Annotated in this window: 14 protein-coding genes and 3 tRNA genes; 4 read left to right on the forward strand and 13 right to left on the reverse strand. The window is 36.3% G+C overall.

The features are described from left to right. Nucleotides 1-347 (forward strand): SGNH/GDSL hydrolase family protein (locus tag Q0L68_RS07150; protein ID WP_296701192.1); only part of this gene is annotated, 347 nt, incomplete at its 5' end. Between the two features lie 220 nt (nt 348-567). Here Q0L68_RS07150 and Q0L68_RS07155 read toward each other — a convergent pair. The 5 genes from Q0L68_RS07155 to Q0L68_RS07175 form a co-directional block, all read right to left on the reverse strand. Further along, nucleotides 568-3,258, reverse strand: coding sequence for a discoidin domain-containing protein (locus tag Q0L68_RS07155; protein WP_296701194.1), 2,691 nt, complete (start codon nt 3,256-3,258; stop codon nt 568-570). A 205-nt stretch (nt 3,259-3,463) separates the two neighbouring features. Then, the gene (locus tag Q0L68_RS07160) at nt 3,464-3,610 is read right to left on the reverse strand and encodes a GIY-YIG nuclease family protein (RefSeq protein ID WP_296701196.1); all 147 of its coding nucleotides are present in this window, start codon (nt 3,608-3,610) and stop codon (nt 3,464-3,466) included. A gap of 58 nt (nt 3,611-3,668) precedes the next feature. Next, nucleotides 3,669-3,741 (reverse strand) — tRNA-Thr (locus Q0L68_RS07165). Between the two features lie 99 nt (nt 3,742-3,840). Then, nucleotides 3,841-5,997, reverse strand: coding sequence for a DUF349 domain-containing protein (locus tag Q0L68_RS07170; protein WP_296701199.1), 2,157 nt, complete (start codon nt 5,995-5,997; stop codon nt 3,841-3,843). 48 nt (nt 5,998-6,045) lie between these two features. Further along, complete coding sequence (locus Q0L68_RS07175; RefSeq protein ID WP_296701201.1) at nt 6,046-6,615, reverse strand: YqgE/AlgH family protein; 570 nt, start codon at nt 6,613-6,615, stop codon at nt 6,046-6,048. 102 nt (nt 6,616-6,717) lie between these two features. Between Q0L68_RS07175 and pdxH the strand changes: the two genes are divergently transcribed. Further along, entirely contained in the window at nt 6,718-7,353 is a 636-nt protein-coding gene (gene pdxH, locus Q0L68_RS07180) for a pyridoxamine 5'-phosphate oxidase (RefSeq protein WP_296701203.1), read from the forward strand. Here pdxH and bshB1 read toward each other — a convergent pair whose 3' ends face one another. The 8 genes from bshB1 to Q0L68_RS07220 all read right to left on the reverse strand — a co-directional run bounded on the left by bshB1 (nt 7,354) and on the right by Q0L68_RS07220 (nt 16,034). Further along, complete coding sequence (bshB1, locus tag Q0L68_RS07185; RefSeq protein WP_296701206.1) at nt 7,354-8,073, reverse strand: bacillithiol biosynthesis deacetylase BshB1; 720 nt, start codon at nt 8,071-8,073, stop codon at nt 7,354-7,356. A gap of 19 nt (nt 8,074-8,092) precedes the next feature. Beyond that, a complete protein-coding gene (locus Q0L68_RS07190; RefSeq protein ID WP_296701208.1) occupies nt 8,093-9,136 on the reverse strand; it encodes a M23 family metallopeptidase in 1,044 nt (347 codons plus the stop codon). Between the two features lie 9 nt (nt 9,137-9,145). After that, nucleotides 9,146-10,090 (reverse strand): thioredoxin-disulfide reductase, encoded by a 945-nt coding sequence (gene trxB / locus Q0L68_RS07195; protein ID WP_296701210.1) that lies wholly within the window; start codon nt 10,088-10,090, stop codon nt 9,146-9,148. A gap of 184 nt (nt 10,091-10,274) precedes the next feature. Next, complete coding sequence (locus Q0L68_RS07200) at nt 10,275-11,138, reverse strand: RNA polymerase sigma factor RpoD/SigA (RefSeq protein ID WP_026954085.1); 864 nt, start codon at nt 11,136-11,138, stop codon at nt 10,275-10,277. A gap of 68 nt (nt 11,139-11,206) precedes the next feature. Continuing rightward, nucleotides 11,207-13,348 carry a polyribonucleotide nucleotidyltransferase gene (gene pnp / locus Q0L68_RS07205; RefSeq protein ID WP_296701219.1) on the reverse strand — a complete coding sequence of 714 codons (2,142 nt, stop codon included), beginning with the start codon at nt 13,346-13,348 and terminating at the stop codon, nt 11,207-11,209. A 98-nt stretch (nt 13,349-13,446) separates the two neighbouring features. Beyond that, on the reverse strand, nt 13,447-13,722 hold the full coding sequence (gene rpsO / locus Q0L68_RS07210; protein ID WP_296701221.1) for a 30S ribosomal protein S15: 276 nt from the start codon (nt 13,720-13,722) through the stop codon (nt 13,447-13,449). Nucleotides 13,723-13,782: 60 nt separating this feature from the next. Then, the gene (locus Q0L68_RS07215; RefSeq protein ID WP_296701222.1) at nt 13,783-15,567 is read right to left on the reverse strand and encodes an LptF/LptG family permease; all 1,785 of its coding nucleotides are present in this window, start codon (nt 15,565-15,567) and stop codon (nt 13,783-13,785) included. A gap of 71 nt (nt 15,568-15,638) precedes the next feature. Then, nucleotides 15,639-16,034, reverse strand: coding sequence for an START-like domain-containing protein (locus tag Q0L68_RS07220; protein ID WP_296701224.1), 396 nt, complete (start codon nt 16,032-16,034; stop codon nt 15,639-15,641). 266 nt (nt 16,035-16,300) lie between these two features. On the opposite strand from Q0L68_RS07220, the gene Q0L68_RS07225 reads away from it, so the two are divergent. Then, a tRNA-Met gene (locus tag Q0L68_RS07225) sits at nt 16,301-16,364 on the forward strand. A 35-nt stretch (nt 16,365-16,399) separates the two neighbouring features. Beyond that, nucleotides 16,400-16,463, forward strand: a tRNA-OTHER gene (locus Q0L68_RS07230). Nucleotides 16,464-16,513 lie beyond the last annotated feature (50 nt).

Below are 16,513 nucleotides of genomic sequence, written 5' to 3' on the forward strand. Positions count from 1 at the left end.
ATTTTGATGAAAAAAAGCTTATCACTCAAGCTGGAGGCATCAATTACTGCATCAAAAAAATTTATGAATTGAATCCCGCTGGCACAATTTACTTTTTTACTTCCAGCAAAGCATTTAACAATCGAGGTGGGTATGATCCATTTGATCAAGAAGGGATGGTAAAATATGTAGAACTACAAAAACAAATCTGTGAACTACATGGCATCCCCTATTTGGATCAATTTACACTTGGTGGTTACAATATTTACAATCAAGAGCTTTACTATCGCGATCCCATTCATATGAACGAAGAAGGTTACAAAAAACTTGGCGCTCTTCAGGTTTCCTTTTTAGCTTTTCCACAATAACAAAAAATTCTTTTGCCAAGCTACTTGAAAAAGTGAGTGTTTATATTTCTAAAAATAAAATTTATCCATGTTTTCAAAGAACTACAAATAAACGAAGTGATGGATCTGTTGATAATGCTCGTCAAATAAAAAATGTGAGATACTAAAAATCTAATTCCTTACTATTAAAAAAGAGGCTAACAATGATCCGTTAGCCTCTACTCTTTTTGGTTTATATTTTTTACCTCGCGTAAAGAATCAAGTTCTTCATTCCCCAAGGGTTTTCACCATTTTCATTGGATTTAATACGAATAAATCTAACATTTTCATCAGATTTCCAACGGATATTATTTACTCCCACTTGCCCTTGCCCTTTTGCAACTTCAGTCCAGTTACTTCCATTTGGTGATATGGATACTGAATAACCAATCGGAAATTGATCTTTCCCAGAATCAAATTGAATTTCCGCTAGGTTATGGGAATCTGGTAATTCGATCTGAAACCACATTCCGGTTTTTTGGGCTTCTTCAGTTTTCCAGCCTTTATATCCAAAAACATAAGATGGATCTTTAGTAGATCCTACTCCTTGTAAAGCAGTGCTACTGGCAGTTGCTACCCAGTTATCCTGAGGTGCCAATGCCTTTGGAACTTCCTGCATCAATTCATCAAAACTATAATTTGAATCTCGGTTTTTGGTCTCCTCTCTGAGCTGAGCAACATATTCAGGAGTTACAAAACTACCTTCATTTCCAAACTCGTTACGGATATATGAAATCACAGAAGCGATGTATTCATCGTCATTCATATTCATTGCTATCATTACTCCTTCGTATTCTTTGTCTTCCAAATTACCAGTTAAGCCATGTAACATGGTTTTAACAGCATATTCTGGATGTCCCATAAGTCTTTGAGAACCAGAGAATGCGGGTGCAATCAATCCATCACCAGCTGGAGAACCCAACCCTTTTGGACCATGACAAGTAGAGCAATAGCTATCAAAAATGGATTTTCCTTTAGTAAACAAAGCCAACTCAGCAGGAGCATACTTTACAGAAGCAGCCTTCCTAGCCTCCTCCATCTTTTCCAGAATTTGAGTTGCCACCAATTGAGGCCCTTTTGCAGAATTTAAGGCCAAAGTGGATTTCATCAATTCCTCAACCTGGTCTACTTTTAAAATATAGGCGCTAAATAATGCCTGGATTACCACATTTGGATCTTGGTCTTTACTCATCTCACGGTAATCAGATGCCAAGCTTTTTTCTCCATATTTATAAAGTGTCTCGCTAGCTTTTAAAGCCTGAATCCTAATATTGGGATTTGAATCCTCTAAAAGATCTCTAACTAAACTTGCTTCTAAGGCACCTAAACCTTCCAAGGTCCAAAGTGCATGGATTCTGGCAAGTTCATTCGCTGAGGTTTTAACCATTTTCTCCAAATCACCAACGATGGATTTATCTTGATTCAAAATCATCAACTGTTGAGCTTGATCTCTCCACCAACCATTAGGGTTTTCCAAATGCCTTACTAATTCCGCTGAAGTCTCCTCATACATTCTTGGTTTTTCGGTGTTTCTAGGCATTCCCTCATAGGTCAATCGCCAGATTCTTCCATTTCCAATCACATCATCCATTTGATATTGTTGGATTTTAGTTCTTAGATAACTTCCCTCCTGCGTCCAGTTTCCTTCCTGAATAATTCCTCGATACATATCCACAATGTACATGGTACCATCAGGAGCAGTAGCCATATCCACAGGTCTGAATAGCGGGTCTGTGGATTGAATGAATTCAGATTTAGAATCAATGTATTTATTTTGAATGTAAGTCAATCCTTCTTCATTCTCAGTATTTACCTGGCGTACAATCCTACCAACAGGCTCTCCATAAAAATATTGTCCTACAAGCTCTTTTGGAAGGCGATCACCTCTGAACACATCATTTCCTGCAGCACCTGTCACATTATTTAAAGACCCATCAGGATTTGCTTCTTTCATACCAGGCTGAAAATCGGCTAATTTTACTAAACTATAGGGCGTTCTAAAACCATCCTGCCATTGTCCTTTCACACTATAATTTCCATATGCAATTGGGAATTGAAATCCTTGCGGAACACCTCCGGCACCATCTTGAAACCATAGCTTTCCATAATTATCCTGGGTAACTCCCCATTGTCCCCATGGATTGCCACTTGGTTCCTGAATAACACCATCTGCAGTCCATCGAATTCTTTTAGAATTGTATGTGCTATACATCCAATTATCCAAGGCCCAAGTCAAAAAAGTCGTTTGATGTTCAACATTACCAGATCTGCCTAAACCGGATGCAAAAAGCTCTTTCTTATCAGCATGACCATCCCCATCAGTATCTGTGAATTTATAGACATGATCCTCGTTAGATTCCATAGAAAGAATAGAATTTTTACCAAAGGGAACTACATATCTTGGAAAAACCAGGCTATCTAAGAAAACAACACCTGTTTCATATACTCCATCATTATCCTTGTCTTCCCATCTAGAAATCCTAGATGTTGGCATCAATTCCCCATTTGCATCAATATCCTGCATATAGGTTCTAAGCTCCAAAACATACATCCTACCATTTCCATCAAACTGGATTGCAGCAGGTTCTCGGATTTGAGGTTCGGAAAGCACTGGTTCCATATTATATCCAGGTTTAAGGACAAATGACTTTTTCTCTTCATTAGCCGAAACAGGAACCACTGGAGCTGTTGGAGTCAGGTCAATTCCTTTCCAAACTGGCGACTCCATATCAATTCCTTCCGGTAATTCAACCACTGGATAGGGAGGCTCGGAACGCTTAGGATCCATAGATTCAGAAGGTGAAACATCAAAAGGAGATCTTTCGGGTTCACAAGAAGCAAATACTATTGACAGGGGGATTGCGAATAGGATTGTTTTATTTAAGAAACGCATCTATTATGAATGATTTATATCTAAAATGAAAAGTAAATTAAAATTCTCTTTACCTAAATACAAATTTTAGGATTATTGACTGAAAGTAGCTACCGAAAAAATAAAATTGGTTTAGAATAACAAAAATCAAAATAGTCACCCAAAAACAAAATTGAATATTCCTAAATCCAAAATTCTCATTGAGAAGATTAATTCCTAGGCGCTCCTAATCCTGAATTCCATGGGTATGGGAATTTTTGAAATAACCCGTGTTGTGTTGGACTAATCGCTCTTCTAAATTTTCAGTTTGACCAATGTAATATTGGTCTCTGGAACTTGAATAAAGTAAATACACAAAAAATATAGTAGTCATCTAAACCAATATAAACCAAAAAACCACTCGGGTTAGCGAGTGGTTTTGAAATTAAAAGAGCCTCCTATCGGGATCGAACCAATGACCTACTGATTACAAGTCAGTTGCTCTACCAGCTGAGCTAAGGAGGCTTTTTCCTTTAACGTGGTGCAAATATAGGCTTAGCTATTATTCGCTCCAAACCCTTTGAAAGTATTTTTTCTATCTCTCTAATTCTGAGAGAGAAAAATTTAAAACTCTCTAAGAATTGATAACTTTTTCTTCAACTTATCTATTTCCTCCTCCGCTTTTTGAATCTTAATATCAAACTGATCTTTTAACTTATCTGCAGTCTTAGAGGCGGCAAAGAATTCAAGATTATTCTTCCAAAGTGTAATGTTATTCTCTAAATCCGAAATCTGCTTCCGAATTCCATGCTCTTTCTTATTAAGAGTTTTTGAAGCGTTAGGGTCAGATTGGATTTTATTTAAGTTTAATCTAAACAGGAAGTCCTCTCTATCAAATTCAGGATCTAGTTTTTCAAGGTATAAATCAACTGCAGCTTTAAACTGAGCCTGAACTTCTTTCATGTTTTTTCGAGGCACGAAACCAAGTTCATTAAACGTACCAACCAATTCCGTAAGATTCTCTTCACTTGCATCTTTGGCCTCTTTAATCTTTTTAATTACCTCCTGCTTTTTGACAAGGTTAGCTTCAAACTCTGCATTATTTTGTTTGTTGGAATTTCTTCTATTATCAAAGAAGGTATCGCATGCTGTTTTAAACTTTTTGTAAAGGGTATCTCTACTCTTTTCAGGAGTTGGTCCAAGCCTCTTCCAATCTTGTTGTAATTTGACCAGTTGATTCGCGGTATTCTGCCAATCTGTACTGTTCATCAATTCCTCAGCTTTGGTGATTAATTCTTCTGCCTTTGACTGATTGGTTGCCCTAATTTCGTCTAGCTCTTTGAAAAATAAATTCTTGTTATGGAAAAAATGTTTAAAGGCAGTCCAAAATGATTTGTTAATTTCTTTTCCAGCTTCTTTTGGAACAGGCCCTATTTTCTCCCATGCCTTTTGAATCTCTAAAATTTCTTTTGTTTTAGTATTCCAGTCTTTAATCCTTTCGGCTTTAAAATCAGAAAAGGCTTCCAATTTCTTAATCAAAGCTTCTTTTTCAACTTGATTTTTCTGAAATACTTCTTTTTGACCTTCGTAATATTCCTTTCTCCTGTCATATACTGCATCTGAAGCAGCTTTGAATCTCTGCCATAAACTTTCCTGCTCATCTCTTGGAACAGGGCCAATATGCTTAAATTCCTCATGAAGGTCATTTAAAGCTTTGATCGCATCTTTGAGGTCTTTTACATCTTTGAGAGCCTCTGCTTTTTCACAAAGCTCAGTTTTACTTTCTAGGTTCTTTTTGCGATCAAGTTCTTTTAACTCAAAATAGATACTCCTATTATCATAAAACCGATCCATCAAAGCATTATAGCTTGCCCATAAACTTCGATTTTGTGCGGATGGAACTGGACCTATAGATTTCCATTCTTCCTGAATTGCTTTGATCGATGCCATGCTAAGGGTGGTTTCCTCCCCATCAACATTCTCTCTCAGTTTATTCAGCAATTCGGTTTTTGCAGCTAAATTCGCATCTTTTTGCTTTTCAGCATCTTTGCGAATAGTATTTACCTGCTTTTTAAACTCGTAATAATATTTATTAAATTCTTTTTCTTCCTCGCTTGGTTTGAAGTCAAAATCATCTTCAGCTCCACCCTCTTCTTTGAATTTTATCAAGGCTTCATCTCTCTCCTTATGTACAAATTCATCGAAAGCAGATTTTATCTCATGGACAATCTTATCCATCTTCAACACATTTCCTTGCTGAACTTTCTCTTTTAATAACTTTACAAGCTGAATTTTTGATAGTGAAGAAAAATCTATTTCATCTTGGTGATCTTCATCTTCTTCCTCCGAATCATCATCTGAACTTTCTTCATTGGAAGAAACCTCTTCTATTTTTGATTCATTAGCATCCGATATTTCAGGACTTACCTCTCCTTTTTCACTTGAAGATCCTTCTTCAGTGGATAATTCTACAGTTTTATCCTCCTTCACAGATACAGGTTCTACTGAATTATCTTCACTGGTTACTACTTCTTCTGGTAAGGATTCAGTATTATCCTGATTTTCAACAATTTCTTTTGATTCTTCTTTAGGAGACTCTTCTTTGGAAGTATTATCAACAGGCTTTTTTTCTCCTGCGTCAGCTTTATTATTTACTGGCTCATCAGGAGATTCCTCTGTAGATTCAACTTTAGGTTCTTTCTCGATACCCTTTACCTCTTTGTTTTGAGAGGTTTGAGTCACCTTGTCCTTGTCGGACAAATCATTACTTTTCTCAGTCATAAAAACGCTACTATTTCACGGCAATATGGGCAAAAGTAAGGATTTTGCCTAATTTAATCTTGGGTCCAAAGGATAATTTGCGATTACCTTAAACTCGCCTCCCATATTTTTTAGGAGCTTTCTCCAAAGCTCATCCGGAGTGTAGTCAAAAATTTGGGAATCCACTTCATCCTTACAAACAATCCAGGTTTTTTCATTCAATTCTTCCTCCAGTTGATCAAATCCCCAACCGCTATATCCTATAAAAAATCTTACATTTTCAGGATCTATTAACCCCGTTTTCAGTTTATCCACAAGTTGCTCATAATCACCTCCCCACCACAAATCCTTCCCAATCTGTATACTTCTCTCCAGTTCTTTTTCACCAGAATAAATATAATGTAGGGTGTTTTGCTCTACTGGTCCTCCCACAAAGACTTCATTATCCAAGAACTCAAGGTCCTGAACTAATTCACCCAATTTAAGAATAGAAACCTTGTTTATTACCAATCCAAAGCTCCCTTCTACATTATGTTCACAGAGAAGAACTACTGATCTAACAAAATTCTCATCTTGTAAAAATGGCTCGGAAAGTAACAAGTCTCCTGCCTTTGGTTTTATTTTTTCATTTTGATCCATTCACTAGTTGGTATAATTCAAATAAAAATATAGATCATAATTTTTTAAAATCAATAGCGATAGTACATTTATCTAATAATTTTTATTGAAAATAAATTATTGATGAATATTTCAGCAATCCGTAAAGAGTACAGCCTAAAAACATTGGATATCAAGGATTTATCCAAAAATCCTATTGAACAATTTAACCTTTGGTTTCAAGAAGCTTTAGTCGCAAAAGTTATTGAAATAAATGCCATGACCCTATCCACAATAGGCTTAGACGGCATTCCAAACGGAAGAATTGTGCTTTTAAAAGAAGTTGATACGGGTTTTGTTTTTTTTACAAACTACGAAAGTCAAAAAGGAAAAGAGTTGGCACAAACACCATTCGCTTCTCTTACTTTTTTTTGGCCAGAACTTGAAAGACAGGTAAGAATCAGAGGAAAAATAGAACAGGTGTCAACAAAATTATCTGATGAATACTTCTTTTCCAGACCTTTAGGATCACAAATCGGAGCTTGGACCTCACCCCAAAGTCAAAAAATAAATTCCCGAGAAGAATTGGAAGAAAGATTACAAGTTTTCGAAAATAAATTCAAGGACACCCCCATTACCAGACCTCGTCATTGGGGTGGTTATAGATTAAATCCTAATCATGTAGAGTTTTGGCAAGGAAGGCCAAGCCGATTACATGATAGAATAGCCTACGAAAAAATTGATAACGGTGGCTGGGAACTATCAATATTAGCTCCCTGATTATTTAAGGTCAAATAAGTCTTTTACCCCTATAAATCGTTCTACTGTAAAGCCTTCTCCATAGGTAGACATTATTCTATGACCAAACTCACGTGCTCTGGACTCTATAAAGGGCAAGAATTCCGGGTCTGAAATGAAACTTGCTGGCTCTTGATTTGAGGGATCAAAGAATTGCGATTTAAAAGCTTTGATACTTTTTACTTTATCTTCCCAATATGGAGTGATATCTACAATAAAATCCGGATTGATGTGATTGTTTTGGATGTAATGATATACATGTTTTGGTCTCCAAGGTTCTTGGCTTATCCCATCCACTTTTGTTTCAATTTTACGAAGCCCGCTCATAAAACAGGAAATACTTGCTAAATCAGATCCTTTCCCATGGTCAGGGTGTCTATCAGATATGGCATTAGCTAAAACAATTTCTGGCCGGTATTTTCTGATAACCTCAATAAGTTTATGCTGATGCTCTTCATCATTTAAAAAATAGATATCCTTAAATTTCAAATTTTCCCGAATTGACAGTTTTAATATTTTTGCTGCTTCATCTGCTTCTTTAAGTCGAAGTTCAGGGGTACCTCTAGTTCCCATTTCCCCTTGTGTCAGGTCGACAATACCCACTTTATTTCCTTTATCTACCTGAGATAAAATTGTACCCGAACAGCCCAATTCTGCATCATCAGGATGAGCGGCTATTACTAAAATATCAAGTTTTGTCATTTTTGACTATAGTTTAAACTTATCTGACCCGAAGGTTCTGTCCTATTCTTAATATACTTCTGGAAGAAATACCATTTAGTCGTGTAATCGTATTAATGGAGATTCCATATCTTCTGGAAATAGAGCCTAAAGTTTCTCCTTTTTTCACTCTATGATAAGCTGCAGTTCTAGCCTTGACCACATGAGAAAAAGTACTTGGAGTGATTAAGAAGTTTGGTCCTATTATTTTTTCTTCATCAAACTCGTAAACATTTTGAGGGTCAAAAGGTAGTCCTCTATACCTTAATTCATAATGCAAATGTGAACCGGTACTTCTTCCGGTGCTGCCACCTTTTGCTATTAAATCACCAGCTTTTACTTCTTGGCCTACATCCACTAAAAATTTTGACAAATGACCATACAATGTCTCTAAGCCATTTTTATGCCTTACGACAAGATAATAGCCGTAACCATATCTATCATAAGACCGAACTCGGACTATTCCATCAAAGCCACTATAAACAGGATCCCCGGTAACAAGATCTAAGTCTGTGCCATAATGCCATCTTCCCCATCTGGATCCAAAAGTTGATGTAACAGGAGTTTTTGTAAGCGGCATTTTCCAATCATATCCAAAAAAAGGATCATATAATCGGATATTGACAGAGTCCTGAAAAGTCTTAGGATCAAAATTATAAATATCTATTTTCTTACTATCCCAACTAGAATAATATTCATAGGCAGTAATCCAGATACTATCAATTTGAATTTGTTCTGAAACTTTGACTAATTTATTTGTAGGGGCCCAAATCATAACATAGGGATCCTCACTTACAATAGATCTAACTTTTCCGAGGTTTACATTATTTTCAAAGATTATTGAATCTGTAACAGAGGAAAGTGTCCTTAAATATGACTCCTGGTCAAAACTTCTAAATTCAATATTTTTACGTTCCTGGGTTCCAGAACCAGTTGTAGTCGTACTGTTTTTCTTGATAATCTTTGGAAAAACTTGAGCATTGACTTCAAAGAAACCAATGCTCAAAATTATTCCTAAAATTATTTTTAGAATGGAAGACCTCATGAATTGGGTTTATGGATTCTCTATTTCGGCCAAATACCGTTCTGCATCCAAAGCTGCCATACATCCTGTTCCAGCAGCAGTTACTGCTTGTCTATAAACATTATCTTGTGCATCTCCGCAAGCAAAAACACCCTCGATATTAGTTTTAGAAGTCCCCGGAATAGTTTTTATATAGCCGGAATTGTCCATATGGATAAATCCCTTGAAAATCTCAGTATTTGGTTCATGACCAATAGCAACAAAGAAGCCAGAAATTGCCAAATCAGATTTTTCTCCAGTTTTATTGTTAAGAATTCTTACGCCATTTACCTCTTCATCCCCTAGAATTTCATCTGTTTCAGTATTCCAGAGAATTTCAATCTTAGGATTATTTTTAACACGCTTTTGCATAATTTGAGAGGCTCTCATTTCATCTTTTCTAATTAGCATGTACACTTTAGAACAAATGTTAGCTAAATAGGAAGCTTCTTCACAAGCTGTATCACCAGCACCCACAATGGCAACTTCTTGATTTCTAAAGAAAAAGCCATCACAGACCGCACAGGCAGAAACTCCCTTACCGTTTAATCTTTCTTCACTTTCCAATCCCAACCATTTTGCAGATGCCCCAGTGGAAATAATTACTGTTTCTGCATGAATTGTTACCTGTTCATCAACGATAACTACTTTAGGATTGGTATTAAAGTCAACTTTTGTGACAAGTCCATATCTAACTTGAGTCCCAAATCTCTCCGCTTGTTTACGGAAATCTTCCATCATCTGAGGACCCATTACACCATCTGGATAACCGGGATAGTTTTCAACATCATTAGTAATAGTCAATTGACCTCCAGGTTGACCACCTGTATATAAAATTGGAGATAAACCTGCCCTTGAGGCATAAATTGCAGCAGTATATCCGGCTGGTCCTGAACCGATGATTAGTACTCGGACCTTTTCAATTTCTTGATTCATTAATAGCTTGTATTAAATCGGTTAAATTTTGTCAATAATGATGGGTAAACAATACTCGTCTTTGTTAAAATTTCCAAAGAGTTCAAATCAGATATTCCTCAACTAAGAAAATCCGGAATTTTTGATCGGCTGAATTATATATATTAAAAAAGGGGCTAAAAGCCCCTTTATATTTTTTTGACTTTTATCCCAAATAGGGCTTCAAGGTCTTGCTTCTTGAAGTGTGTCTAAGTCTCCTTATTGCTTTTTCTTTAATCTGTCTAACCCTCTCTCTTGTAAGGTTAAATTTTTCACCAATTTCTTCCAAAGTCATGGCATGTTCTCCGTTGAGCCCAAAATATAGTGTAATCACATCAGCTTCACGTTGAGTCAAAGTTGATAAAGCTCTTTGAACCTCCTTACGAAGAGAATCATTCATCAATCCATCATCTGGCTTCTCATCTCCATCATTTTCCAAAACGTCCAAAAGGCTATTTTCTTCCCCTTGTACGAATGGAGCATCCATAGAAACGTGACGGCCAGAAATTTTCATGGTATCAACCACTTCACTTGCCGTTACCTCCAAAACTTCCGCTAATTCTTCAGGAGATGGCTCTCTTTCAAATTTTTGCTCTAGTTCACTGAAAGTTTTGCTGATTTTGTTCAATGAACCAACTCTATTCAAAGGTAAACGAACAATTCTTGATTGCTCTGCCAAAGCCTGAAGGATAGATTGTCTAATCCACCAAACTGCATATGAAATGAACTTAAAACCACGAGTTTCATCGAATCTCTGAGCAGCTTTAATTAAACCAAGATTACCTTCGTTGATCAAGTCACCTAAGGAAAGACCCTGATTTTGATATTGCTTTGCCACAGAAACGACAAATCGGAGATTAGCTTTTGTAAGCTTTTCCAATGCCAATTGGTCGCCTTCTCTGATTCTTTTGGCCAGAACTACCTCTTCATCTGCTGTTAACAGGTCTACCTTACCGATCTCCTGGAGATATTTATCCAGCGACTGGCTTTCTCTGTTGGTAATCTGTTTGCTAATTTTTAGCTGCCTCATTCAGAATTATGATTTGTGAATTTTAATTAAATAAGATATTGTCAAAATAATCAATTACATGATTAACACTACTCTTTTGGAGAAGGTTTTTCAGGTTTTGGTAACAAAGCCTTCCGAGAAAGCTTGAATTTACCTGTCTTTTTATCGATATCGATTAATTTAACCATAATTTCTTCTCCTGGTTCAAGAACTCCATCCATAGACTCTACTCGTTCCCATTTTATCTCGGAGATATGAAGTAAACCATCTTTCCCCGGCATAAATTCCACAAATGCTCCAAAAGGTTGAATATTTTTCACTTTACCACTGTAGGTCTCTCCAATTTCTGGTTGAGCAACTATGGCTTTTATTCTACTGATGGCTGCATCCATGTTTGTCTGATTAGCAGAAAAAACACTGATTTTACCTTGATTATCAACTTCCTCAATAACTATTGTGGTAGAAGTATCTTTTTGTATTTCTTGAATTACTTTACCACCTGGGCCAATTACAGCTCCGATTAACTCCTTTGGAATCATCATCAAAAATGATCTTGGAGTGTGAGGTTTCAAATCAGCCTTTGGAGCTGCAAGAGTTTTGGTGATCTCATCCAAAATATGAAGACGACCTTCCTTTGCCTGAAGTAAAGCTTCTTTCAATACGGAATACTCCAGTCCTTCAACTTTCAAATCCATTTGACAAGCAGTAATACCTTTTGAAGTACCTGTCACTTTGAAGTCCATATCACCTAGGTGATCTTCGTCTCCCAAAATATCAGAAAGGATAGAATAATTTCCTGTTTTTGCATCGGAGATCATACCCATAGCGATACCGGTAACTGCAGATTTGATAGGAATACCAGCGTCCATCAATGCCAATGATCCAGCACAAACAGTGGCCATAGAAGACGAACCGTTAGATTCCAAAATATCAGATACGATACGAATAGTATATGGATTTTCTTCAACAGGAGGAAGAACTTTTTTCAAAGCACGCATGGCAAGATTTCCATGCCCCACTTCCCTTCTTCCAGGTCCTCTATTAGGTTTTACTTCGCCCGTAGAAAATCCAGGGAAGTTGTAATGAAGGTAGAATTTGTTGTATCCTGAAATAGTTGCTCCATCTACCATCATCTCGTCCATCTTAGTACCCAAAGTACAAGTAGTAAGAGATTGGGTTTCACCTCTTGTAAATACGGCAGAACCATGGGCAGAAGGTAAATAATCAACCACAGACCAAATAGGTCTTACTTCGTTGAGCTTTCTTCCATCTAATCTTTTCTTCTCATTCAAAGTCAAGTTCCTAGCAGCTTCTTTGTGAATTTTGCTGAAATAAGGACCTATTAAACTTTCTTCAAATCCATGCTCTTCGCCTAAATTAGACACGAATTCTTCTTTGATTTCTTTAATCAAAGCCGAACGCTCAGATTTATTTGCAATTTGCTTGCTAACTGAAGCATAAAGTTTGTCATAAACTTCAGCTTTCATTTTATCATAAAGTGCAGGATCAGATTTTTCGTGAGTGTATTCTCTTTTTACTTCTTTCCCTACAAGCTTTGTTAATTCGATTTGAGCTTGGCAATGTCTCTTGATTTCCTCATGAGCATATTGCATCGCCTCAAGCATTTCTTCCTCTTGGATTTCATTTGCTTCTCCTTCAACCATCAAAATAAAGTCAAGAGAACCAGCAACAATAAATTCCAAAGAAGCTTTTTCCAACTCCGTTGGAGTCGGATTGATTTTTAGTTTTCCTTCAATTTTCGCTACACGAACTTCTGAAATTGGTCCATTGAATGGAATATCAGAAACTGCTAAAGCTGCTGAAGCCGCAAGACCTGCCAATGCATCCGGAAGGACGTCGTCATCACTGCTAACTAGCGTGATTGCGATTTGGGTATCTGCATGGTAGTCATCTGGAAAGATAGGACGAATCGCTCTATCCACGATTCTACTGATTAAAATCTCGTAATCAGAAAGTCTTCCTTCTCTTTTTAGAAATCCTCCTGGAATTTTTCCCGAGGAAGCAAATTTCTCTTGGTAATCAACTGACATAGGTAAAAAATCCACTCCTTCACCAGCTTCTTTCTTAGATACAACTGTAGCTAAAAGCATGGCTTTTCCCATCTTCACGACAACAGACCCATCGGCTTGTTTAGCCAAAGCACCTGTTTCAATAATAATTTCTCTGCCATCTTCAAGGGTGATGGTCTTGGTGATCAAATTTGGTAACATAAATACGTATTAGTATGAAAGCGTCAATATATAAAAGTGAGTGATACCCATAAAAAAGAAAAAGTAAGGTCCTCTTAATAAAGAACCTTACCAAAGGGTTATTTTCTAATTCCTAAATCGGCAATGATAGATCTGTATCTCTCAATTTCCTTCTTATGAAGATAATCTAGAAGAGATCTTCTCTTACCAACTAGTTTCAAAAGACCAAGTCTGGAAGAGTGATCTTTCTTATTTGACTTCAAATGTTCAGTCAAATGCTTAATTCTGTGTGTAAAGAGGGCAATCTGAGACTCAGGTGATCCTGTGTCAGTTTCAGATTTTAACCGTCCATGATTCTTAAACAACTCTTGTTTCTTCTCTGAATTTAAATACATGTTTAGCTAATTTTTTTAAAACAACCACAAAGGTAAGGCTATTATTGATATAATAAAAGTTCAGATCCTTTTTGAACCAATAACTTTCAGATGTTTTTGTAGGCTTTTCCAAATCCCCTGATAAAAATCAGGTTCAAATAATCTTGTATCATTTCTCGCTTGCTTCAAAAAGAACAAGCCAAATGGTAATAAGCATAAATTGGAAAACCATGTTCCAAAAAGTGGATCGACAATTCCTTCTTTTGCCCATTTTTCTCCTGAGATAGTAAGCATGTAATAAATAATAAAGAAGATGATTGAAAGCAAAACAGGCATTCCTAACCCTCCTTTTTTTATAATTGCACCTAATGGGGCACCAATCAAAAACATCACAAAACAGGCAAATGCCTGAGTGTATTTTTGATACCAAGAAATCTGATACCTTCTGAACTCTCTTTGATCTGTATCAATCTGAGCCGTTTTAATATCAAATGAATTTTTCAGATTTCTTGAGTTATTCATTGCCATGGTTAAGGCATTTGTAATATACCCTTGCTCATAAACAATTGAATCTATTCTTGCTTTCTCTTCACTTGTTAATGGTGCTGTTCTTGATTTTTTAAGTTGAACAGTTTTATTTGATAAAGGAATATTTGAAGAATCCTCTTCAGATTCGCTTTCTTCCTGAATTGTATTTCTCCTAATTAGGCGTTTTTGCTGGAAAAGGGAATCATTGGCAAGCGATTTAGTACTGTTAATTAAGTTACCTTTTATATTATTACCATCATCTATGGAATCAGTAGGTCTATCTAAAATCACTTCGGCCCTTTTAGCACTATCCTGCTTTTCTTTTATTCTACTCAATGAATCTGTAATGGCTCTCTCCTTCGCCATTTTTATTTGACGGATTGAGTCATCGATGGCCCTTCTTTCTTTAATATAGGGTAATGGCTCTAATTTCCTCTCTCTAGTAAAAAAAGGAAAAATAGATTCTGCAGATTGATAATTCTGGTAAATTTTGTCATTTACCAGGGTATTTATAGAATCCAATCCATCCTTAATTCCAGAAATATCTTTAATAGCCCTATTGGTAGACCAAAGATCTTCCGGAGTTCTGCTCAATTGAAAAGCATCAAGGTTAAATACAATTACGTTTTCATCAAAAGTTGCTCTACTAAATTCTACCGGCTTCTCAGAAATCCCTCTTGTCGATCTTGATTCTTTATAATTGGTTCCTTTATATAAAGTCAACCTCATATAGTTATCATTAAAAAATGGCTCCATCCTACCTGAATCAGCTAAAGTGACATTCAAATTACCTTGTCCTTCGTTATGATTGTAAATAATAATATCCCGTAGTCTTACATCATCTAATTTTCGGTTTACTTTAATACTGTAACCAGGTATTCCATCATAAAAAACTCCCTCCTTGATGTCTAGGGCAGGAGATTTCATTCTGATGTCATATAAAAGACTAAATGTCTTTAAGTTAACTTTTGGAACTAGATGATTATTTGATAAGTAGGCTGCGAATGCTAAAAAAATCACAAATACGCCGATCGGTCTTAAAGCCCTCACCAGAGAAATTCCGCTACTTTTGATTGCAGTTAGTTCGAAATGCTCCCCAAGATTCCCAAAGGTCATTAAGCTGGATAACAAAACTGCAAGAGGCAGAGCCATTGGAGAAATACTGATAACGAAATAAGAAATCAGTTCCATATAAATCCAAAAGCCAAGACCTTTCCCGAAGATTTCATCAAAATACTTCAGCATGTTGACAGTCAACAAGATGAAATCAACGACTAAAAATGTCAATAAAAATGGGCCTATAAAAGACCCAAGAATAAGCTTATCAAGTTTTTTCATGTGCAACTTACTTCCAAGCGGATTTACGTCCTTTTAGAAATGAAGTTCAAAAATGGTGATTAGATTTCACATTACCCACCAATTATTTCTTTGAGAGTTCCAATTAGTCCCTCCCAAATTGCGGTAAGCTCTTCATCACTGTAGCTATCAGAATAATCAATCACTTTTAAAAACAATGATTGTGTCAACTCATTTTCTTCTAATTTAAATTCGATAAATGAATGATCAGAACTTTCAGGATTTGCAGGGTCGTAAAACTCAAATTTCACATGCGAGTTCGTCCGTATGGAGGCAAGCCTTGCATAATGGTCTTCATTATCAAAATTGAAAATATAGTTTTTATCCTCGTTTATTCTGACTTCATCAGCAAACCATTCTTCCAAACCGCTAGCTGTACTTAAATATTGAAAAACAATTTTTTTGGAGGCATTGATTTGATAATCAGCAACAAATTTATTTTTGACCATGATATCTACTTTTTCTTTGCGAAAAATTCACTTTTTTAAAGAACTCTAACTTGCATTTCACAGGACAAGACCTCATATTTGCATTCCCATTTGGAAGGGAGGTTTTCAGGTTTAAATATTTTTTATTTAAGCCTCTGATATTTTGGATTTCGTCGGCGGTTTAATATAGCCATTAATTTCAAATATCAATACTTGAAAAACGTTTCAGGTATTTAAAAAATCCTAAAGTTTGAAATTGAACCAATTATAAATTACATCTGGCGAGGTAGCTCAGTTGGTTAGAGCGCAGGATTCATATCCGCCGCGGCGGACGGGAGTTCAAATCTCCCGATTGAAATATTGGTAAGAAATTATAAATGGCGAGGTAGCTCAGTTGGTTAGAGCGAAGGATTCTTATCCGCCGCGGCGGACGGGAGTTCAAATCTCCTGATTGAAATATTGGTAAGAAATTATAAATGGCGAGGTAGCTCAGTTGGTTA

This window comes from Algoriphagus sp. (assembly GCF_024642405.1).
In the GTDB taxonomy this organism is placed as follows: domain Bacteria; phylum Bacteroidota; class Bacteroidia; order Cytophagales; family Cyclobacteriaceae; genus Algoriphagus.

Excerpts from the sequence above, each read along its gene's own strand:
- Q0L68_RS07155 (WP_296701194.1), bottom strand. The coding sequence starts at position 3,258 with ATGCGTTTCTTAAATAAAACAATCCTATTCGCAATCCCCCTGTCAATA.
- Q0L68_RS07160 (WP_296701196.1), bottom strand. The coding sequence starts at position 3,610 with ATGACTACTATATTTTTTGTGTATTTACTTTATTCAAGTTCCAGAGAC.
- Q0L68_RS07170 (WP_296701199.1), bottom strand. The coding sequence starts at position 5,997 with ATGACTGAGAAAAGTAATGATTTGTCCGACAAGGACAAGGTGACTCAA.
- Q0L68_RS07175 (WP_296701201.1), bottom strand. The coding sequence starts at position 6,615 with ATGGATCAAAATGAAAAAATAAAACCAAAGGCAGGAGACTTGTTACTT.
- pdxH (WP_296701203.1), top strand. The coding sequence starts at position 6,718 with ATGAATATTTCAGCAATCCGTAAAGAGTACAGCCTAAAAACATTGGAT.
- bshB1 (WP_296701206.1), bottom strand. The coding sequence starts at position 8,073 with ATGACAAAACTTGATATTTTAGTAATAGCCGCTCATCCTGATGATGCA.
- Q0L68_RS07190 (WP_296701208.1), bottom strand. The coding sequence starts at position 9,136 with ATGAGGTCTTCCATTCTAAAAATAATTTTAGGAATAATTTTGAGCATT.
- trxB (WP_296701210.1), bottom strand. The coding sequence starts at position 10,090 with ATGAATCAAGAAATTGAAAAGGTCCGAGTACTAATCATCGGTTCAGGA.
- Q0L68_RS07200 (WP_026954085.1), bottom strand. The coding sequence starts at position 11,138 with ATGAGGCAGCTAAAAATTAGCAAACAGATTACCAACAGAGAAAGCCAG.
- pnp (WP_296701219.1), bottom strand. The coding sequence starts at position 13,348 with ATGTTACCAAATTTGATCACCAAGACCATCACCCTTGAAGATGGCAGA.
- rpsO (WP_296701221.1), bottom strand. The coding sequence starts at position 13,722 with ATGTATTTAAATTCAGAGAAGAAACAAGAGTTGTTTAAGAATCATGGA.
- Q0L68_RS07215 (WP_296701222.1), bottom strand. The coding sequence starts at position 15,567 with ATGAAAAAACTTGATAAGCTTATTCTTGGGTCTTTTATAGGCCCATTT.
- Q0L68_RS07220 (WP_296701224.1), bottom strand. The coding sequence starts at position 16,034 with ATGGTCAAAAATAAATTTGTTGCTGATTATCAAATCAATGCCTCCAAA.